Annotated in this window: 17 protein-coding genes and 1 pseudogene; 10 read left to right on the top strand and 8 right to left on the bottom strand. The window is 27.6% G+C overall.

Going from position 1 to position 21109, the window contains the following annotated elements; all coding sequences use genetic code 11:
• Positions 1 to 4: 4 nt before the first annotated feature.
• The 3 genes from BM335_RS13885 to BM335_RS13875 form a co-directional block, all read right to left on the bottom strand.
• Positions 5 to 430 carry a response regulator gene (locus BM335_RS13885; RefSeq protein WP_090229516.1) on the bottom strand — a complete coding sequence of 142 codons (426 nt, stop codon included), beginning with the start codon at positions 428 to 430 and terminating at the stop codon, positions 5 to 7.
• Between the two features lie 6 nt (positions 431 to 436).
• On the bottom strand, positions 437 to 4804 hold the full coding sequence (locus tag BM335_RS13880) for a PAS domain S-box protein (protein WP_090229513.1): 4368 nt from the start codon (positions 4802 to 4804) through the stop codon (positions 437 to 439).
• A gap of 316 nt (positions 4805 to 5120) precedes the next feature.
• Positions 5121 to 6959 (bottom strand): sodium:solute symporter family protein, encoded by a 1839-nt coding sequence (locus BM335_RS13875; protein ID WP_090229508.1) that lies wholly within the window; start codon positions 6957 to 6959, stop codon positions 5121 to 5123.
• Positions 6960 to 7424: 465 nt separating this feature from the next.
• Between BM335_RS13875 and BM335_RS13870 the strand changes: the two genes are divergently transcribed.
• The 3 genes from BM335_RS13870 to BM335_RS13860 all read left to right on the top strand — a co-directional run bounded on the left by BM335_RS13870 (position 7425) and on the right by BM335_RS13860 (position 9487).
• Positions 7425 to 7940, top strand: coding sequence for an adenine phosphoribosyltransferase (locus BM335_RS13870; protein ID WP_090229504.1), 516 nt, complete (start codon positions 7425 to 7427; stop codon positions 7938 to 7940).
• A 157-nt stretch (positions 7941 to 8097) separates the two neighbouring features.
• Entirely contained in the window at positions 8098 to 8766 is a 669-nt protein-coding gene (locus BM335_RS13865) for a response regulator (protein ID WP_090229982.1), read from the top strand.
• Positions 8767 to 9031: 265 nt separating this feature from the next.
• Complete coding sequence (locus BM335_RS13860; protein ID WP_090229500.1) at positions 9032 to 9487, top strand: PEGA domain-containing protein; 456 nt, start codon at positions 9032 to 9034, stop codon at positions 9485 to 9487.
• A 92-nt stretch (positions 9488 to 9579) separates the two neighbouring features.
• Here the strand turns inward: BM335_RS13860 and BM335_RS13855 are convergent, their stop codons facing one another.
• Positions 9580 to 10683: an alkene reductase gene (locus tag BM335_RS13855; protein ID WP_090229496.1), complete on the bottom strand. Its 1104-nt coding sequence runs from the start codon at positions 10681 to 10683 to the stop codon at positions 9580 to 9582.
• Positions 10684 to 10944: 261 nt separating this feature from the next.
• On the opposite strand from BM335_RS13855, the gene BM335_RS13850 reads away from it, so the two are divergent.
• Positions 10945 to 12198, top strand: coding sequence for an alpha/beta hydrolase-fold protein (locus tag BM335_RS13850; protein WP_090229493.1), 1254 nt, complete (start codon positions 10945 to 10947; stop codon positions 12196 to 12198).
• Positions 12199 to 12445: 247 nt separating this feature from the next.
• Here BM335_RS13850 and BM335_RS13845 read toward each other — a convergent pair whose 3' ends face one another.
• Positions 12446 to 12640 (bottom strand): cold-shock protein, encoded by a 195-nt coding sequence (locus tag BM335_RS13845; protein WP_090229491.1) that lies wholly within the window; start codon positions 12638 to 12640, stop codon positions 12446 to 12448.
• Between the two features lie 522 nt (positions 12641 to 13162).
• On the opposite strand from BM335_RS13845, the gene BM335_RS13840 reads away from it, so the two are divergent.
• The 6 genes and pseudogenes from BM335_RS13840 to BM335_RS13815 all read left to right on the top strand — a co-directional run bounded on the left by BM335_RS13840 (position 13163) and on the right by BM335_RS13815 (position 18070).
• A complete protein-coding gene (locus BM335_RS13840; protein ID WP_090229489.1) occupies positions 13163 to 13708 on the top strand; it encodes a helix-turn-helix domain-containing protein in 546 nt (181 codons plus the stop codon).
• Between the two features lie 101 nt (positions 13709 to 13809).
• A complete protein-coding gene (locus BM335_RS13835) occupies positions 13810 to 15318 on the top strand; it encodes a serine hydrolase domain-containing protein (protein ID WP_090229486.1) in 1509 nt (502 codons plus the stop codon).
• Positions 15319 to 15943: 625 nt separating this feature from the next.
• Complete coding sequence (locus BM335_RS13830) at positions 15944 to 16525, top strand: hypothetical protein (RefSeq protein WP_090229482.1); 582 nt, start codon at positions 15944 to 15946, stop codon at positions 16523 to 16525.
• Between the two features lie 45 nt (positions 16526 to 16570).
• Positions 16571 to 17080 (top strand): annotated as a pseudogene (locus tag BM335_RS13825) (TrkA C-terminal domain-containing protein); the annotation flags it as partial.
• Positions 17081 to 17315: 235 nt separating this feature from the next.
• The gene (locus tag BM335_RS13820) at positions 17316 to 17861 is read left to right on the top strand and encodes a DUF2975 domain-containing protein (RefSeq protein ID WP_090229474.1); all 546 of its coding nucleotides are present in this window, start codon (positions 17316 to 17318) and stop codon (positions 17859 to 17861) included.
• A 2-nt stretch (positions 17862 to 17863) separates the two neighbouring features.
• Positions 17864 to 18070, top strand: a complete 207-nt coding sequence (locus BM335_RS13815; protein ID WP_090229468.1) for a helix-turn-helix domain-containing protein — start codon at positions 17864 to 17866, stop codon at positions 18068 to 18070.
• A 125-nt stretch (positions 18071 to 18195) separates the two neighbouring features.
• Here BM335_RS13815 and BM335_RS13810 read toward each other — a convergent pair whose 3' ends face one another.
• From BM335_RS13810 to BM335_RS15850, 3 genes are all read right to left on the bottom strand, one after another.
• Entirely contained in the window at positions 18196 to 20133 is a 1938-nt protein-coding gene (locus BM335_RS13810; protein ID WP_143102431.1) for a tetratricopeptide repeat-containing sensor histidine kinase, read from the bottom strand.
• Between the two features lie 50 nt (positions 20134 to 20183).
• Positions 20184 to 20351, bottom strand: coding sequence for a hypothetical protein (locus BM335_RS15770; protein WP_177219220.1), 168 nt, complete (start codon positions 20349 to 20351; stop codon positions 20184 to 20186).
• Between the two features lie 571 nt (positions 20352 to 20922).
• On the bottom strand, positions 20923 to 21109 hold a 187-nt coding region (locus BM335_RS15850), incomplete at its 5' end, for an integrase core domain-containing protein (protein ID WP_245780680.1).

The following is a 21109-nucleotide window of genomic DNA, read 5'->3' as shown; positions in this document are numbered from 1 at the left end:
CTATTTATCTATTGTTGTTTGGTAATTCGCTTAAGGTCCAATATAAGTTAATAGTTTTTACTACTTCAACAAACTGCATATAATCTACAGGTTTAATCATATAGCCTGCAACTCCTAAGTTAAAGCTTTCAACTTTGTCTTGTTCGTCTTTTGATGTTGTTAAAACTACTGTAGGAATTAAATTAATTGCATTATTTTTTTTACGATGCTCTAAAAACTCAATACCATTCATTTTTGGCATATTTATATCTAGCAAAATAATTCCTGGCAAAGCATTTTCTAAATTATTTAGGTAATTTAATGCTTCTAAGCCATTTTCGCAAATAACAACTGGATTTAATATTTTTAGTTCCTTTAAAGCGCGTTGTATTGTCATAGCGTCCACTTTATCGTCTTCTACTAATAATATTGTAAGATTTGAGTTTTTCATAATTTGCTAAATTTTTATTGGTAGTGTAAAATGAAATGTTGTTCCTTTATTTATTTCTGATGTTATCCAAATAGTACCATGATAAATTTGAATGATCCTTTTAACTAGAGTTAGTCCAACGCCTGTTCCTTCATGATTATCTCTTGTTTCTAAGCGTTGAAATATTTGAAAAATTCTATCAAAATATTTTTCTTCAATTCCAGGGCCATTATCTGTTATATAAAATTCCCAAATATCTATTTTATTAATACAGCCAATGTTTATAGTAACTGAAGGTTTATCATTAAATTTAATGGCATTTTCAATTAAATTCTGGAAAACTTGACTAAAACGAGTTGGGTCACCTAGTATTTTTGGGAGAACAGTATCTACTTTTATGTTTATATTTTCGGCTGGATTTAAAGATATGATAACATCTTGAACAAGTGTATTTAAATCAATAATAATTTCTTTTTCTCGGGCTTTTCCTGCTCTAGAGTATTGTAAAACACCTTCAATTAAGTTGTCTAATCGTTTAACTCTTCCTATTAGCATTGAAAGTTGTTCTTGTCCTGCTGCATCAATTTTATCGGAATAATCTTTGGATATCCAATAGCTAAGTTGGCTTATTGCTCTTAAAGGCGCTTTTAAATCATGTGAAACTATTTGCGCAAAATCTCTTAATTCTCTATTAGAAAATTCTAATTGTTCAGTTCTTTCCTTTATTTTTTCTTCTAGGTTTTCTGTATATTCAATTATTTCTTGTTTTAATTTGTTTTGATATAATAAGATGGCCAATTGATTTGCTATTTCTTTTGAAATTTGAATGTTTTCGGTTGTGAAAATATTCATAGAGTTTGATATTAATCCCAATGTTCCAACTAACTGATTTTCTGACATTAAAGGGATTATCATCGCTGAATTTAAACCATGGTCTACTATTTTTTTAAAATGTGCTGAAACGAATTTTTCATTTTTTAAATTTTCTATTATTTGAATATCTCCTTTTTTTAAAGTCTCTTTATCAAAAAATTCAAAGTCTGAAGTTGGTATTGGATGTTTAGGAGTTGATATTCCTTGAACTTCTGTATTTGTATTTATAAAAGTTAAATGTTCACTTACGTTATTATATTCCATTAAACTTGCGTGTTTGAACGGAACAATTTTTTTTATTTCAGATAATACATCTTTAGCTATAATATTAATATTTTTTGCTGATACTGTGGCAGAATCTATTTTATGTAGCAATTTTAAGCGCTCATTAAATTTAATAAGTGTTTTTTGTGCAAGTTTACTTTCAGTAACATCAATACAAATTCCAAGAACTCCTAAAATTTCATTATCACTATTTTTTATAGGGATTTTACTGGTTAGTAAGTAACCTTCTTTTCCTTGTGCATTAAAATACTTTTCTTCAATATTTAGTTCTGGTTTTCCCGATTCTAAAATTCTTGTATCCCAGCGTCTGTATAATTCTGCGAAAGAATTATCTCTATCAAAGTCGTAATCTGTTTTTCCAATTACATCTTGCGGAGATTTTGCCCCAACAATTTCAGAAAATACTTTATTAGAACCTTGATAAACTAGGTTGTTATCTTTCCAAAAAATTTGATTTGGGATATGGTTAATTAATAATTCTAAAAAATCTTTTTGTTCCTGTAATTTTTTATGTGCCAATTTACGTTCTGTAATATCTAAGCCAATACCAATTTGTGTTCCGTTAGCTAATTTAATATTGGTCCATTCGGTATTTAAAATGCTCCCGTTTTTTGTTGAAATAGGAAATTCTCGCCATTCTTTTGGAGCATTTAACATAAAATCAGCTGCTTGTTTCCTAATTTGTTCATCCGGATAAAATAGCTTCATGAAATCCATTTCATCTGCATCTTTTGTTGTAACACCTAATTTAGTTTCAAATTCTTCATTTAAAAACAGCATATTTATGTTAGGATCATATAAAGAAAGCATTACAGGAATATTATTAATAATCACTTTCAATAATTCTTTTTCTTGTATTAAATTAGCTTTTAATAATTTTTGTTCAGTAACATCTTTTACCATAGCTAATAAATTGCCATCGGGTAAAGTAGTAACTGTTACTTCTGCTGTAAAAGTTGATTCATCTTTTCTTTTAAATAGCCATTCTTTTTCGTAGTAATTTTCTGATATTATGGTGTTTAATGCCGGCTGAATGTTTTCAATTTCATTTGGCACAACTATATCTTCAGCATGTAAACCAACTAATTCATGATGTGTATATCCTAACATTTTACAAATTGCTGTATTTGCATCTAAATAATAACTTTCTGAATTTGCAATTAAAATGCCTTCAGGTGCATGTTCAAAAAGTGTTCTATATTTTTCTTCATTAATTTTAAGTATATGTTCCGTTTTTTTACGTTCTGTAATATCTTCACCAGAACTTAATGTTGAAACAATTTTTCCATCATTGTCTAAAATTAAAACGTTGGTCCAAGCAATTAATTTTTTTTCACCTTCTTTTGTAATTATTTCATTTTCAAACTTTTTAACCTGTTCAATTTTACCTTCGTAAACAAGTTTTGAAACATCTTTAATTGTATTTATTTGATCTTTTGGAATAAAATTCTCTACCCAATTTTTTCCTATGATTTCTTCTTTTGTATAACCAAGAATTTCACAACCTTTTGGGTTAATTAGTTCAACTAATCCATTTGCATCAATACTAACTAACATAACTCCAGCTACATTTAGGTAGTTTTGTGCTTTGTTTTTCTCATTTATTAATTGTATGTTGGTTTTTACCTTATCGGTAATATCACTTATAATTCCTTCGTAATGCGTAATTTTATTGTTGCTATCTCTTCGGATGTAAGATTGGTCTTGTATCCATTTTATTTGATTATTTTTAGTAATAATTCGGTAGGGTTGATGTTTAAAATGCGTAATTTTAGTATTGTTACTTGTAACTTTAACTTCATTAAATACTCTTTCTTTATCTTCAGAAAAAATAATATTTGCATATGAAATTTCCTGACTGATAAATTCTTGCGCTGTATAACCAGTTAGTTTAAAAACATTTTCAGAAACAAATTCAACAGTCCAATTTTCATTGTTTTGCCATAAAAATGCAACTGACTCACTTCTATTTATAATAGTGTTGGCTTCTAATAGCGCTATTTCAATTTTTCTTTTTTCGGTAACGTCACGTTGAGTTCCCCAAAAAGAAATTAAAGCATTGTTTTCAATAATTCCATCAGCATTGTTTAAAAAATAGCAGAGATTTCCTTCGTTATTTTTTTCAACAGTATATGCGTCACTTATGGTATAATTATTTTTAATAAAACTAGTTAAAGAGTCAATATTTTCTTGAATAATTTTATTACCGTGTAAGTCAAAAAAACGATAACCAATCATTTCACTTGCTGTATTAAAACCGTATAATTTTGCAAATGCGTCATTACATTCAGAAATATACATGTATTTATACATTAAGTCAATTTGTTTATTAATAGGTAAGTTAATTGCAATGGGTTTTTCAGATTCTATTCTGTAAAAACCTTCACTAGTATTATTTATTAAATATTTATATTTTAACTTAGTTTGTTCAAAAAGCCACATTTGTGTTTCATTTTCCTTATATAAGGATTCATATCTTTGGCGGAAAGTAAGTGAGTGAAAAACATCTTTAAATACATTTTCTTTTGAGTCAAGTTTTAATGTTCTTTTGTCTATATATTTTAAATACAATGTAAAAATGATACTATATATTATGGCTGCTAAGTTTTTTGAGATTAGTCCTGAAAAAATAATTTGTTTTACTTGTAAAGCTCCGTTAAATGCGCCTAATCCAAATAGTACAGAGTCAACGCTAAGAATAAAAATTGTAGAATATAATATTCGAAAAAAGGTGGATTGTATTTTTTTAGAAACAGCTTCGTATATAAAAATTATTAAAAATGAATCTAAAAAAATAAGCATAGAACCTATTATTGAAATTTTAGAATTTTGGTTAAAAAGTTCTATAGGTAAGTTATAAACATTTAATACTTTATCATCAGTAATACCAATACTAATAGAAAATTGCAATAAAATTAATAGGATATTTGCAGCTAAAATTCCGTAAATAGCTTTTCTGGTTTGCAGGGCATCTTCTTTTAAATAAATAAGTAAAATAGCAAAAATACTACCGGTAAAAATTATTGAAGAACCTGATGATACAAAAAGATTTGGGTAAACTTCAAAATACAATGTATTTGCTAAAAAAACTTGCATGTACTGAAAAACTCCTAGCGCAGCAAATAATAAACTTAGTCCAAAATAAGTTCGCAACCTAAATAACAATAATATAATAAATGCTACGGTAAAACACTGAAATACTAAATATAAAATTTGGTAGTAATTGATGCTTTGCATATATAAATTGTTAAGCGTTTGGTTTTTAAAAAGTTATATATGATAAAAATAGCTTTATTTTTTTAAACAAAATAAAAATTAAAAAAAAATAAATAGCAATTGTATTTTTTTTAAAATAGAGGCTAATTAAAAAGTCTTTTAATGAATTGAAATAAAAAAGATGTAAATATCTTTTGAGTTTTTTAATTCATGAGTATCCAGAATATAAATTAAATTTTATTTCTAGCCGAAAAGGGAGGTGAATTATTAGTGAATATGTGGATTATTTAAAGCAGTTATTTTCTTTTATCTTCAAATTTATTACAGCCCAATTAAACTAATCAATTTCTTCTTTTAAATTATTCCACCAGTATTTTTTCAATAAAAATGCACATATTACTAAAATTGCAATGGCAATATATACTGGTATAGTTTGTCTGAATATAATATACATTGGTAGTATTACTAAAGTGGTTTGAGCAATAATACCAATTGTAACATTAAACATATCAATTCCAAAGTCTTTATTTTCTTTAAAAGTTGGATTTTCGGCTATTAATTTCTCTTTAATTGGCTCCCAAAATCCCCAAGGTCTCACATTTTTATAAAAAGAAAGTAGTACTTTCTCTTCAGTTGGTGGCGCAGAATATGTTCCTATAATAGAACCCGCAATAGATATTATTAATATAATTGGGAATAAATATAATCCTAACACCTCTGGAAATAATTCAGGTACAATTCCTGCTGAAATTAAACCGGCTGCCATTCCCCAGAAAAAGCCTTCACCATTAAATCTCCACCAATGCCATTTTAAAATATTAGCACCAACGTAACTTCCATATAATACAGAAACTATCCATTGTAAAACAGAATTAACATCTTTTGCAAATAAACCTAAGATAATACTAATTATAACTACAATAATTCCTGTTAAATAGTTCATATTTTTAATTTGAACTGATGAAGCAGCAGGGTTTTTATATTTTAAATAAATATCGTTTACTAAATAAGCTTGAGCAGCATTTAAAGTTCCTGCAAAAGTTGACATAAATGCAGCAATAAGGCCAGCTAATAAAAGGCCTAATAATCCAATTGGAACAAATTCTTTTATTGCTGTTGGTAATATTAATTCAAAATCTATAACTCCAGCAGAATTTACTAAGTTTAATTTTTCATAATAAATGAGCGCTAATGCAGCAAAACCAGCAATCATTAAATAGCGAATAGGCATTAAAACAACAGAAACAAATCCACTCATTTTTGAAGCTTCGGCAGATGATTTTGTTGACAATATTTTTTGCATATCATACGTAGGAGCGGGGCCGGCGATACTTACCAAAACACCTTTAAATACCATCATCATAAAGAATACGGTAAATAAGCCAAATCCATCTTCCTGAATTTTTTGATTAACTTCAGGAATTATAGTACTCCAATCCATATTCAATTTCCAACCAAATGTTGGACTCATCCAATTTTCAGGAACATTTAAAATATGTTCACCAACTGCTTGAAAACCTAAATAGCCAATTACTAAAGCAGCCACTGTCATAATTGCAAATTGCACAACATCAGCCCAAACAATACCTGACATACCACCAAGTAGCGAGTAGAATACTGCAAAAAGAGTAAAAATAATACCATAAAAATGAGGCACAAATTCAGGAGAAACAGCAAAAGGCACATAATTACTTACAATTTCCCACGGTATAAATATTTCTATAAATTTACCTAATCCAATAAACCCATATGCTAAATAACCTAAACACATAATAAGTGCAAAAACTACTACAATTATGTGTGAAAGTTTGGCGCCTTTTTTAAAACCAAAACGTGTTCCAATCCATTCCGCACCAGTTGTTGCGTTAGAGCGTCGTAACCATTTGGATAAATAAACCATTAAAAAAATTTGATTAAAAACAGGCCAAAGCCAAGGAATCCAAGCGCTTTTTATTCCATAAACAAACATTAATGTGACCAACCAAATTGTTCCAGAAATATCAAACATTCCAGAAGCATTTGATAATCCTAGCATATACCAAGGAATAGATTTTCCACCTAGTAAATAATCGTCTTTACTTTGTTGAGCTCTTTTTCTTAATACAAGACCAATTACAACAATGGTAATTAAATACAATAGTATTATTAATATATCAACAGTGTGGAGTAATTTCATAGATTATTCAGATTTTAAGTTTTGTATCACTTGTAAAAGGAATGTTTTTAGTAGTTTTTAACTGCAATAGCAGTTGTAACTGTTTTTTTCAATTCATTTATTTTTCAAATTTAGGCATATGTTAATCGTAATAATGATATTATTTCATCAAAACGTTAAAATATTATTACATTTTAAATAAGAAATTGAAAAGTAAGTACTAATTTTTAATTTTAAACGAATTCATTTTTATAGTCGTATTAGGTTTTTAGCAATCTTTATGTAATCGTATTTTTTATACGTGTTAGCTTTTAAAAAGCAAATTGAAAATATTTTATTGATATATGACAAAATAATATTAATCAAAAGCTAACTATTTATCCAATTTTGACTTTAAAAAAACAAGAAAGTTAATTACAATTATCAAAATTTAGGGTATTTAAAATATAGCTTTTAATATTTAGATAAGTATCTTATTTTTGTTGAATGAATGAAATTGAACAATACATTAGAGTTATACAAGATTTTCCTAAAGAAGGAGTCTTATTTAAAGATATTGCAACGCTATTACAAAATCCAAAAGCAATGCAATTATGTAAAAAACAGTTAATTGATCTTGTTGGAGATCAAAAGATTGATAAAGTTATTGGAATAGAATCTCGCGGATTTTTTTTCGGAACTTTATTGGCAGCGCATTTTAATGCTGGATTTATACCAGTTAGAAAACCTGGAAAGTTACCATATAAAACCATATCTGAATTGTATGATTTAGAATATGGTACCGATGCTGTTGAAATACATATTGATGCAATAAAAAAGGGAGAACGTGTACTTATCCATGACGATGTTTTGGCTACAGGCGGAACAGCCAACGCTGTTTGCAAGTTAGTAGAACGTTTAGGTGGTGAAATTGTTCAATGTAATTTTATAATTCAATTAGATTTTTTAAACGGAAAAGAAAAGTTGAAGAATTATACAATAGCATCGGCCTTACAATATTAAGTTTAAAAGTCTTCTGCAAGTAAATCTTGAAGAATTGAATTTTAAAATGGCCTTCAAAATGTGGAAACCCGTATAAAATCTATAAACGGAATTATTACTTTTGATACTTCATTAAGAAATGGCTTTAAAGCATTTATTAGTTAAAAAAATAATTGTTATGTTTCAAAAAGTATTGATTGCAGAAGATATGGATTTTATTAATAGTGGAATAAAAACCGAATTAACAAAGTTAAATATTCAACAAATAGACTATGTTCAGTATTGTGATGAAGCTTTTTTAAAACTTAAAAGGGCGCGTATTGATAATGTACCTTACGATTTGTTAATTAGTGATTTATCGTTTGATGAAGATGGAACAATGCAAGAGTTAAAAACTGGAGATCAGTTAGTTGAAAAAGTAAGAAATGAATTTCCTTCCTTAAAAATAGTTGTGTTTTCAGTTGAAGATAAAACATTTAGAGTTCAAACATTATTTAATGACTTTAAAATCAATGCTTTTGTATGGAAAAGTAGAGATGGATTGAAAGAACTTAAAAAAGCAATACAACTTATCTATAATTCAAATAAATTATACGTTTCACCACATGTTGCTAATGCACTTTTTAAAAGTGAGGCAATTGAAATATCTGATTATGATATTTTTTTATTAGAATGCCTTTCTAACGGAAACTCACAAGAGCAAATCAGTAAAAATTTAGATTCAAAAAAATGGAGCCCTTCAAGTATTAGTTCTATTGAAAAAAGATTGAAATTTTTAAGAGAGCATTTTAATGCTAACAATCCAGCACACTTAGTAGCTATTACAAAAGATTTGGGACTTATTTAAAAAAATCACTGTATTACGGAAAACCGTAAGTTTTAAATATATATTTAAAGTAAATTTATCACATTAAAGCAATTTAATATATTGTATTTTATTGAGGATTAACTTGGAGAATTGCTATACCATAAAAGATACAAAATAACCTTCATTTAAAATTGTAGGTTTCACCTCAAAACTTTACAAAAAATCAAAGCCTTACGGTTTCCCGTAAGGTTTTGATTTTTTAAGGATTTAAATTTGAACTATATAATTTAAAAATATAATTAAAATGAAAAAAATTACATTAATGTTAGTCGTTCTAATCGTTTTCACAAGCTGTGCATCAATTTTTACTGGAGCAAAAAGAAATGTTTTGTTTGAAACAGAACCATCGGGAGCTAAAGTATTTGTTAATGGGTTTGAAAAAGGTATAACTCCAACACAAATAAAAGTTAAAGCTGATGACCGAATTGATTTTAGAATCGATAATTATAAGGAAAGAGTGGTTATTATGGATAGCAAATTTAATCTTGTAAGTATACTAAATGGTTTTAGTATTATTGGTTGGGGAGTTGATGCATTAACAGGCTCATTGAAAAGAGTAGATACAAAATATGTTAAAGTAACATTAGAAGAAAAATTAAATGCAACAGCAGTAAATGGATTTCTAAAAAAAGGAGATATTTCAAAAGTAAATATTGATACTGAAAATAAAATTATTGAAACTATAATAGTTTTAAATTAATTTTTATTTAAAAAAAATCAATTAAAACAGCCTCTTACAGATTATGATAAGAGGCTGTTTTTCGTAACTATTCATAGTAAGTTTAAAAAAATTTAGTTATTTGCATAAAAAGGATAATCCGTATAACCTTTTTCACCTGTATCAGAATAAAAAGTATCGGTATCCCAAGCTGTTAAAGGTAAGTTTTTCTCAAATCTTTCAACCAAATCTGGGTTAGAAATAAATAATTTACCGTAAGCTACTAAATCGGCAAAACCATTTTTTATAACTGTATTTCCTTTTTCTTGGGTAAAATTATTATTTATCATAAGAGTTCCATGATATAATGGTCGAAAATGATTTGCAATATTTTCTACGGCATAAGGAACTTTTGAAACATCCGTAAAAGGTTCGGAAAGATGAACGTAAGCAATATTATAATTGTTTAATTTTTTTATAACATATTCAAATAAAGGAATGGTTTCTTCATCAACATCTATTCCGTGAGTATTATGCATAGAAGGGTTAAACCGAACACCAATGCAATTTTCAGGAAAAACTTGTTTAATTTCGTCTAAAACTTCAAAGAAAAAACGTGCTCTATTCTCAATATTTCCGCCGTATTTATCTTTTCTGATGTTTGAACTTTTATTAAAAAATTGATGAAATAAATACCCATTAGATGAATGAATTTCCAAGCCATCAAACCCAGCTTCTTTTGCATTTATTGCAGCCTGTTTAAATTCTTCAATGGTAGTTTTAATATCATCCAAAGTCATTTCCTTTGGCGTTACAGTATCTTTAAAACCATTTGGCGTGAATGATTTAGAGTTAGGATTTAAGGCGCTAGGAGCAAAAGGCAACTCACCATTATGAAAATCAGGATGAGAAACTCTTCCAACATGCCATAATTGAATAAATATTTTACCTTCTTTTTTATGAACTGCATCGGTAACATTTTTCCATCCTTTTACTTGATTTTTAGAATAAATCCCAGGTGTGTTAACATAACCAACAGCCCGTTTTGATATCTGTGAACCTTCCGTTATGATAAGCCCCGAGCTAGCTCTTTGCGTATAATATTTAACGTGTAAATCTGTAGGAATATTTTCATTATTATTACATCTAGAGCGTGTCATAGGTGCTATAACCATTCTGTTTTTTAATAATAAATCTCCCATTTTGTAGGGAGTTAAAAGCGGTTGAATTTTTGTCATTGTTATTTTATTAACTTTTTGTAAAGTTAATTTATATCATTTAAAGTTTAAATTTTATCCTTCTAAAAATTAAAATTTTGTATTTATGTAATAATTAAACTCCGTAAGACACTAAACAACTAGAAATAAAAAATACAGTAGATAAAAACAATTTAAATTGATGCCTAAGTTTTTAAATAGGTAACAAATCATTACAATTAGAATTGTGCAAAGGAAAATAAAATATAACATACTATAAATCTAAAAAAAAAATAAAAAAAAATGATACATCAACTAAAATATGTTTTATGCTTAACATTCGTTATTTTACTTCAATTACCAGGAAATGCTCAGGTTAATAATAATCAGCAATTTTTAAAGAACATAGGTATTACAGATAGTTTGTATTCTAATACTCTAAAGGAATATAGAGAAATTTATGTATCGCTGCCTGAAGGTTATAACCCTTTAAATACTATTAAATATCCTGTTGCATATATTTTAGATGGAGAAATGTTGCTTCCTACTGCTAATATTGTACAAAGTTATTACAGCGGTGGCTATACACCGGAAATGATTTTAATTGGAATTTCAAACAGTAAAAATAGAACCAGAGATTTAACGCCTACAAAAATTGAAACAAAATATGGGATGCCTTTTACAGAGGAAAATGGACAGGCTTCTAATTTTTTAAAATTTATAAAAGAGGAACTAATTCCTTTTGTTGAAAAAAAATATCCAGTAACCAATTACAGAACATTAATTGGGCATTCGTATGGTGGTTTGTTTACAATTTCTACGCTCGTAAATAATCCACAATTATTTGCCAATTATTTAGCTATTGATCCAAGTTTAGATTGGGACAATCAAATAATATTAAACCAAGCAAAAGCTGTTTTTGCAAAAAATAGTTTTAAAGGAAAGTCGTTGTTTATGTCTTTGGGTGGACAATTGCATATGCAAAACTCTAAAGTAACTTTAGAAAATGTAATGCAGGACACCACAGACTTTACGGTGTTTAGCCGTTCTAACATCAAATTTTCAAATTTAGTTAAACAAAACAATAAAAATGGATTGACGTATGAGTGGAAATTTTATCCTAAAGATTTACACGGTACCATTGCATTTCCATCTATAATGGACGGTTTAATAAGTATTTTTGAATGGTATCAGATGGAAAATACCGATAAAATAAATTCTTTTGATACGCCAAAAGAAGAGATCTTTAGAATTATAAAAAACAGGGAAAAGAAGCTTCAAACCCATTTCGGATATTCAGAACCACCTTATCCAGAAGAACTTTTAAATATGTCAGGCTATATGAATATGGATATGGAGCAACTTGAAAAAGCAAAAATGTATTTTGAACTTGCCATTGAATATTATCCGCAAAGTGCCAATGCCTATGATTCTATGTCAGAATTTTATGAAAGAATTAATGATTTTGATAATGCTCTAGCGTATGCTATTAAAGCTTATGAGAAAAACCCGAATGAGCACAACAAACAAAGAATGGAAACTTTAAAGAAAAATTAATTTTAAACTCGCCTCCTTAAATAGCATTTATTTATTTTTTTGTCATTTTATAAAAATCCGTACTTTAGAGTAACGAGTAGTATACCACTAGTTTTTAGTTAATAAATAGTGTCTCGTCCTAAATTAGGTTGAGTTTTACCCAATCTGATTTATAAAAAAATTACTTTAATTCATAAAAAAGACCGTTTTATTAAAACGGTCTTCTTGTAACAAATTTTTATCTTTAAGAGATAAATATTTTTGTGAATTAATCTATAACTTCTACGTTAATAGCATTTAATCCTTTTCTTCCTTGTTCAGTATTATACTGTACTTTATCGTCTTCTCTAATTTCATCCATTAAACCAGAATTATGTACGAAAATGTCTTCGCCTGTTTCTGATGATTTAATAAATCCGAATCCTTTTGAATTGTTGAAAAATTTTACTGTGCCTTCTTGCATCTTTACTTAATTTTAAATTATTAATTATTATTTTTTCAATAAAAAACATCCTAGTTAAGAAAAGTATACTAAAGAATAATAATTAGACTGAAAAAACAATCTATTAACTTAAAAACACTATTGAAAAAGTAATTGTAAAAATAAAATTGGAAAGAAGAGAAAACTCGTAAAAACTAATTGTACTATATACTACCTTAAAATTCTATAGGTATATTTTATTGAATTGCAAATATATGCTATTTATTTAATGCCCCCTAATTATTTGAGTTAATAATTAATTTAAAGCTTTTTATTTTAATAGTCAGATTTCTGAATGTTAAAAATAAAATTCAATAAAATTTATAACTAACAAAATAAAAGCCAGTGGATAAAAACGCATATAATTTATTTTTTGTTCAGCCTACTTTCAAAAAAATCCTCGCGGATTTTCTATTCGGTTTTTTTTGCTAAATTAGGCACTTAAAACAAGTAATAAACCATATAAAAATACAATTGTATGCTATATAAAAGAACACTTAAAAATTGAATAAACTTCTAAAATATAGAGAAAAACTTAATCTAACTCAAGAGGAATTAGCAGAAAAAGCGGGTGTTTCTACAAGAACAATTCAACGAATTGAAAAAGGAACAGAGCCAAAAGGGCATACTTTAAAAGTTTTGGCAAAGGCTTTAGGAATTTCAGAAGATGATTTGAAAGAAAATAAATCCGAGTCAAAAACAAAAATTATAAATTATCAACTCGCAAAATATATCAACCTGTCATCAATATTTGGTGTAGTTTTTCCACCTTTAAATATTATACTTCCGTTTTTGATTATGAAGTATAAAAAACAAGCGAATGAAGTGAATAAACAGATTATTTCTGTGCAAGTTTTATACACAATTATTGGTGTTGTTGTATGTGGTTTAAGTCTTTTTATACCCAAATGGCTTGGAACAACCAAACAATTATTTTTAATGACATTAATTAGTTTCCCTATAATTAATCTATTTATCATTATTAGAAACGCTATAGAATTAGATAAAAGCCAAAAACTGTATATCAGACTGAATTTCAGCCTCATATAATTTCTGTCGGGAGTTTGTCGTATAATTGTCAGGGGGATTTTAATTATTTTATCAAAATACTTAAATAGGTTTGTACTTTCAAAAATCAATAAAAAATTAAAATGAAATCGTACAAATTAATTTTAGCAATCGCATTAATTCTAACAATTAAAAACAGTATTGCTCAAGTCGCAGAAGATTCAAACTTATTTATTGAACTTAAAAAAGCTGATAGTCTTATTTTCAATGAAGGATTTAACAAGTGTAATTTCGATGCTTTAAAAAAAGTACTTCATCAAGATTTAGAGTTTTTTCACGACGTGGGTGGTGCTCAAAATTTAGAACAGTTTAATGAAGCTTTTTCAAAAAATATCTGTGGTGATTTTAATTACAAACCAATAAGAAGATTACTGCCTGAAACTCTTGAAGTATATCCTTTAAAAAATAATGGAGAATTATATGGTGCTATTCAAAAAGGAGAACATAATTTTTATATTAAAGAACCAAACAAAGAAATTTATATAACAGGCTATGCCAAATTTATAACCACTTGGGTTTTAGAAAATGGAGACTGGAAAGCTAAACGAATTTTGAGTTATGATCATAAACCTGTAAAAAATTATGGCGAAGAGTTCAATGCTAATTATGCGCTTCCTTTGTTTGATAATGACCAAAATATAGAAGCGTTATTAATAAAACATAAAATTCCATCAATAGCAATAGGGTTAATTAAAAACGGTAACCTTCAACAAATACGAACATTTGGAAACAAAAAGTCAAATCAACCAATTTCAAATAACAGCATTTATAAAGTTGCATCCTTAACAAAACCAATAACTGCCTTTGTTGTATTAAAACTTATTGATGAAGGCGCTTGGAGCTTGGACGAACCTGTTTCAAAGTATTTTATAGATGAAGATATAAAAAATAGTAACTATTTAAATAAACTAACTACAAGACATATTTTATCTCACCAATCGGGTTTTCCTAACTGGAGATATTTAACAGATGATAGTAAGTTATTATTTCAATTTGAACCAGGAACAAAATGGCAATATTCTGGAGAAGGTTTTGAATATCTTAGAAAAGCAATTGAAAAGAAATTGAAGCGCCCTTTTGAAGACATTGCTCAAGAAAAATTATTTAAACCGCTTGGAATGAATAATACCCACTATTACTGGACAGAAAAAATTGATGAAAAACAATATGCAGTTGAACACGATGAAAACGGAAAAGCAATAAACTATGAAAAATATACTGTTGCAAATGCTTCAGCAAATTTACTAACAACAGCAGAAGATTACTCTAAATTTTTGGTGTATGTTTTAAATGGAGCTGGTTTATCGGAAAAAATTTATGATGAATTTCTAAAAGTTCAAGCACACGAGAAAAAGGGAGTTGATTGGAGTTTAGGAATGCAAATGTTAACTAACTTACCTAATAACGAAACTGCATTTATGCACACAGGTGGAGATTATGGCACAAAAACAATAGCTTTAATCTTGAAAAATTCTAAAGATGGTTTAGTACTATTTTCAAATTCAGAAAACGGAGTGGTTTTATGGCAAAAAATCATATCTGAATATTTTAGAGAGATTGGAGAAGAAATTGTTCGCAGGAATTTAGAATAAAGCAACATAAGTAATATTAAACTCTATGAAATCATTAATTGCAGTTTTATCCATTCTTCCTTACTCGTAAGTTGCAAAAAAAATTAGTTTGAACCACAAGAAGCCTTATGCTGGTGGTTCTTTGTGTTGTACAACAAATGATTTTTAATATGGCTAAAAGCAGTACACAAAAACCAAATTTTATCTAAAAAATCATACCGTTCACTAATTGAATCCATAAAATTAAGGAATGGCACTAACCTATTTTATGCAAAAGGCTTACGGTGTAAATTACTTTATCAAAAAAATAGATTGGAAAATTTTAGAGAAAAAAACATAAAACCTATACCATTAAAAATAATGATAATAAAATGATAGAAGGAATATATTTAGATTGTATTGAAGGCAAAAAACAATCTCTTTAGGTTCTATTAATTCAAATAAAGTTATAAAAAAGTACGGTAAAAATAATAGCTATTTTGGTGCTAAAACCAAGTTTATTTTTATATTTATGGTTGCATATAATGTGAAAGAATTGCGTTTTCAAATCCTCAATTTTTCATACGATTAACCTTTGTGATTTATATCAAATAAAAATTGAATTCAATATTTAAATATTAGTTCTGAATTTAAAAAATTGCTAAAAATGAAAAATTACATTCTAATTTTATTGTTAGTTTCACTAACAAATTGTGATAAATATTCAAATCAAGAAAACACTAACATTTACAAAATTATTAATTTAATTGCCAAAAACTCACCTTCAAGCCATCCATTTAAATCTGAGCACAACAAAGATTTTGATATACGTAAATTTTATATTGACAATCATTTTATTGTAGCTGTAAACCCAATAATGGAACCTATTGGAAAAACAATTGGTATGAGTGATAAAAATAGACTTGAATATGGAGAATTGTTTGAAAAATTACAAACTCTTCAGACAAATAAACCTATCAAAATTAGTGAAATTAATTTATTTGATGATGTGAAATTTATTGAGCTAACCGAAAAACATATTCAAAATATGAAAAGTAAATGTGAATTTGATGATTTTCATTTATATCTAAGCTTCACCAGAATTGCATTTAATTCTAATTATAGTCGAGCAATTATTGGCGTTGAAACAGCTGTGAGTTGTTTAGCTGGAGAGTATGGAATGTATATATTAAAAAAAGACAATGGAATTTGGGAAATTGAGAAATACATACTTAATCAAATATCATAAAACAAACCTCAACACCTCATAAAATCTATACTTACATTTAAACCAAGCATATTTATTAGCCTAATGTTTTTTAAAATGAAGCTTAAAAGACGATTTTATATTTCTTGGGTTGGGTTGCGTGGTGCTGTTCCAATTGTATTTGCTACTTATCCACTTTTAGCTGGAATTGACAAAGCACATATGATTTTTAACATTGTATTTTTTATTTCGGTAACCTCAATATTAATTCAAGGAACCACCCTTTCTATAGTTGCAAAATGGTTAGGTGTGGCATTACCTGAACAAGCAAAGAAATTAACCGCAACAGATTTACTATTATCAGAAAATCCCAAAGCTGAAATGAAAGAAATTTTAATAACTTCAAACTGTTTTGCTGTAAATAAGAAAATTGTTGAACTAGGATTTCCAAAAAATGCAATAATTGCAATGATTATAAGAGATAATAATTATTTAACACCCAATGGAGCAACAATAATTAAAGCGCAGGATACTTTAATAGTTCTCGCAGACAAACATAATGTGTTTGATGAGGTATATAAAACACTTAAAATATAGTAAGAGAATACTACAAACAACAATACACATATCAAACTACTTACTTCTATAAAAAAGAATGCCTGAGAATGTAACCTTTTTTAATTTTAATAAAGAAAAATACACAACTTTGATTTTATTAAATTACTAGGTTTAATTTTTTTAACAATTATTTATCTATAAAAGAAATATATTTATTGTTTATCAATAAATTTTTATTTATAATTGTATCGTAATTAGGTAATCAATTAAAAAAATGAAAACAAAAGTAAAAACAAAAAACTTTATATTTAAAGGACTGATAATTGTTTCATGGATTATTTTCGTTGGCTTATGTATTGAAGCTGGAGGATTGATTGTGAATTTTATTTTCAGTCTATTCAAACCAGAATTTGTCCAAAATCTATATCAAAAACTGGACTTAAGTGAAATGTATGAAAGTAGTAAATTTGCTTTTTTCGGAATGTATGGATTTATCTTGACCATTTCTATTTTAAAAGCAGTTTTATTTTACATTGTAATTGTATTAGCATCCAAAATTAATCTATCAAAACCATTCAACAATTTAGTTTCAAAACAGATTTATAAAATTAGTTATTACACACTATCAATTGGTTTGTTAAGTTATATTGCAAGGCAATTAACAATAGAATTGGAACATTATGGTTTTGTAATTGACAAGCTAAACCAATTTTGGGCCGACAGTCAGGCTTTTATTATAATGGCTGCTGTAATTTATGCTATTGCAACTATTTTTTCAAAAGGAGTTGAATATCAAGAAGAACTTGAAGAAACTGTATAACTATGGCAATTATTGTAAACCTTGATGTAATGATGGCAAAACGAAAAATGTCACTCAATGAACTATCTGAAACAGTTGATATTACTTTAGCAAACCTTTCTAAACTTAAAACTGGAAAAGTGAAAGCTATTAGGTTTAGCACCCTTGAAGCAGTTTGTGAAGCATTAGATTGTCAACCAGGAGATTTATTAGAATACACAAAGGAATAAAAACCAAATTAAAATGTGTGAAAAGTTAACAACTAATTCCTTACAAATGTAAGTGCTAAATTAATAGGTTGTTGCAGTTTAACTATGTCTGGTTAATTTATCTAGCTACAGCATCAACATACTTTTTACTTTTTAAAACTTATAAATACTTTAAAGCCATTATTTAAAGATGATTCAAAAGTAATAGTTCCAGGTATTGATTTTATTCGGGTTTCCACATTTTTAAGTCCATTTTTAAACTTTAATTCTTTCAAATCCAGACCTTTACCATTATCTGAGTAATTTATATGCAGTTGGTTTTTATCAACTTTAAAGGTAATTGCAACAAGCGTGGCCTCACTGTGTTTGCGCATATTTACCATGAGTTCTTGCAAAATACGATACAATTCAATTTGCTTTTCTTTTGCTATTAAATCCATCCCTACTTTTTGAATATCCTTAAGAATAACAGTTGTGGTATTGCTATTAAAACTGGTAAGCATTGATTTTAAAAACGGTTCAAAATGCGCTCCTGTTTCAATTGAATTGTTTTGATGCGAAATATCTCTGGTCAATAAATACACTTTTTCCAAATCATCCAACAACACTTCTTTTGGGTTTTCCGTATATTGTACTTTATTCATTATGTTTACCATATTATTAGCAATTTCATCATGAATTTTTTTAGAAATGCGTTCTTCTGTTTTATAAACTTCTACCCTTTTTTCTATTTGATATTTTTTCCTTTTATAGTAAATAAAAATTAATAAGGTGATAAAAATTGTGCTTCCCGAAGTGAACAATAAAACATTGGTTGTTTTTCCCTTTTGAATTTCCAGTTCCTTATTAGCTGTGCTAATTTTTAGTTGTGAATTTTCTTCACGATTTTTATCACTATCGTATTTTATTTTAGCAAATTGATTTTTGGCTATTTGCTTCGCATTTTGCAAACTATCATTCAAACGTAAGTACCTGCGGTAATACTCTTTTGCTTTTATTGGATTATCTAATGCTATCAATTTTTGTAAAGCCTCTAATTGATCAGGTGTACTATTTTGACGGATTGCCACATCGTACATTTTTGAAGCATAAGAAAGAGCCGTTTTAGAATTTATGTTTTCATAATATGTTGAAAGATGCGCATAACTGGCAATTAAACCCCATAAATCGTTTTCTTTTAATCGCATTTCCATGGCTTTTTCCAGCTCGGGCAACACATTTTCATTTGTTTTCGCCAACCATTTTACGTAGGCTAGATTGTCAATAACCCGGGCTCTAGTCCTAAAAATAGTGATAGTATCTTTTAACAAGCTATCTAAAATTTTTATTGAAGTAGTGTAATCACCAATATCTCTATAGGTAATAGCTATGTTATTTGCTATAATTAATTTTTGTTCTTTAGAAGATGCTAAATCAATTGCTTTTTTATAAAATAGCAATGCATCAGTTACCTGCCCTTGTAATTTCGAGGAAATTGCCCAGTTAGTATAAACATTTGCTGAAGAAAGTGAGTCTTTATCTCCTAAATAGTTCAAAGCTGATAAGCCTGAAAATTCACTTGCATTATAATCTCCATAAACACGCTCAATACCTGCTATTTCATTTAAGATTCGACCATTTGTAATACTGTCATTGTATGTTAAAAACTCATTTTTAATCAAATTATAATAGTAATAAGCACTATCCTTTTGCTGTTCCCTATCATAATAGTATGCTAATTGATAATAACTTTGACTAATGGATGCTGAATCATTCTTTTTAATTTCTTTTTGTAATAATTCTTTTGAAGTGTTAATAGCACTATCATAGTGCATTAAATTTCCAAATAAATAAATTTTATACAATAGAATTTCCTTAGTATCTAAACTATCTTTTGTTGAATGTATCCATTGTAACGCTTTATCCGCAGATTGTAACCGAGTTTCAAAAGCTAAAGTATCATTTTTCATCTCTTGTAAGAATACACTAATAGAATCTTGTTTACTATTATTTGAAGATTTTAATTCTTCTTTTGGAGAACAAGATGCCAACAGAAATAAACTACAAACAACAAAAAAGAGGAATGTAAATTTTAAATTTTTCATTCCTCTAAAATAAGATAAAACTATAAATCAACTAGTATTTTATATCAATTTTATGGTATCGGTTTTGGTGGTGGTGGCGTTATCACATCTTCTTCTCCCCCAGTTGCAAATAATTCTGATTTTCCCTCGCGGATTGTTAAATCAGAATCATCATCGTTTGAGCAGGAAAATAATAATCCCGAAGCTATAATAATCCCAAATAAAATAATTTTTTTCATTTTTCTTGTTTTAAAATTTGACAATAGTATTGCTATCCGAGTTTTTACTCAGAAATTTTCTAAATGTGCAATACGTTCCTTTGAAGAATTTTTCTTCTTGTTTGCTTGGGAAGTATGAAGTCTAAAAACAGTTAAGATTAACTGCTTCCCAAAACGGTTAACTTTACTGTTTTAGAGCTTCATTTTAGAATTAGCCTATGTACATTCTTAATTCGTACTTAATTAAGTTTTTACTAATTCTAACGCAAAGATTAAACGGAATGAAGGATTTTGAATGGAAAATTATTGGATAAGATTTGGAAAATATTATAAAGTAGCTTGGAAAATATTTTCCAAGCTACTTTATAAATTATTTATAACTTTGGAATACCTAATAAACTAAGTATGTTAAAAAAATTACTACTTCAATTATTTGAAAAGCTTGAAAATGAACGTAATAATAATGTCTTGTCCTGAAATAGGTTGACCATTTTTTGGTTAAAAATTAGGATTAAAAATAGTCAAATTACCGGAACATTGATAAGTTTTTTCAAAAAAATCCCTGTGGGTTTTAAAAAACTTACCAATATTCCTACGCTGATTTTTTTGCATATGATTTATATTTTTGTTGGTTATAATTTTGGTGAACATTTTGTGGCGTATTAAGATCCAGGCTCCAATGTAATCTTTCATTATTATAAATTTGTACAGCTTGTTTAATCATTTTCTGAGCAATGCTTATAGATTTAATAGTTTTTTTGAGTCCAAATTCGTATTTT

The sequence above is a fragment of the Lutibacter maritimus genome (assembly GCF_900116115.1).
In the GTDB taxonomy this organism is placed as follows: Bacteria; Bacteroidota; Bacteroidia; order Flavobacteriales; family Flavobacteriaceae; genus Lutibacter; species Lutibacter maritimus.
This window is presented reverse-complemented; position numbering and strand designations above follow the sequence as displayed.

Coding starts and splice junctions, on each gene's coding strand:
- BM335_RS13885 (WP_090229516.1), bottom strand. CDS start 430: ATGAAAAACTCAAATCTTACAATATTATTAGTAGAAGACGATAAAGTG.
- BM335_RS13880 (WP_090229513.1), bottom strand. CDS start 4,804: ATGCAAAGCATCAATTACTACCAAATTTTATATTTAGTATTTCAGTGT.
- BM335_RS13875 (WP_090229508.1), bottom strand. CDS start 6,959: ATGAAATTACTCCACACTGTTGATATATTAATAATACTATTGTATTTA.
- BM335_RS13870 (WP_090229504.1), top strand. CDS start 7,425: ATGAATGAAATTGAACAATACATTAGAGTTATACAAGATTTTCCTAAA.
- BM335_RS13865 (WP_090229982.1), top strand. CDS start 8,098: ATGTTTCAAAAAGTATTGATTGCAGAAGATATGGATTTTATTAATAGT.
- BM335_RS13860 (WP_090229500.1), top strand. CDS start 9,032: ATGAAAAAAATTACATTAATGTTAGTCGTTCTAATCGTTTTCACAAGC.
- BM335_RS13855 (WP_090229496.1), bottom strand. CDS start 10,683: ATGACAAAAATTCAACCGCTTTTAACTCCCTACAAAATGGGAGATTTA.
- BM335_RS13850 (WP_090229493.1), top strand. CDS start 10,945: ATGATACATCAACTAAAATATGTTTTATGCTTAACATTCGTTATTTTA.
- BM335_RS13845 (WP_090229491.1), bottom strand. CDS start 12,640: ATGCAAGAAGGCACAGTAAAATTTTTCAACAATTCAAAAGGATTCGGA.
- BM335_RS13835 (WP_090229486.1), top strand. CDS start 13,810: ATGAAATCGTACAAATTAATTTTAGCAATCGCATTAATTCTAACAATT.
- BM335_RS13830 (WP_090229482.1), top strand. CDS start 15,944: ATGAAAAATTACATTCTAATTTTATTGTTAGTTTCACTAACAAATTGT.
- BM335_RS13820 (WP_090229474.1), top strand. CDS start 17,316: ATGAAAACAAAAGTAAAAACAAAAAACTTTATATTTAAAGGACTGATA.
- BM335_RS13815 (WP_090229468.1), top strand. CDS start 17,864: ATGGCAATTATTGTAAACCTTGATGTAATGATGGCAAAACGAAAAATG.
- BM335_RS13810 (WP_143102431.1), bottom strand. CDS start 20,133: ATGAAAAATTTAAAATTTACATTCCTCTTTTTTGTTGTTTGTAGTTTA.
- BM335_RS15770 (WP_177219220.1), bottom strand. CDS start 20,351: ATGAAAAAAATTATTTTATTTGGGATTATTATAGCTTCGGGATTATTA.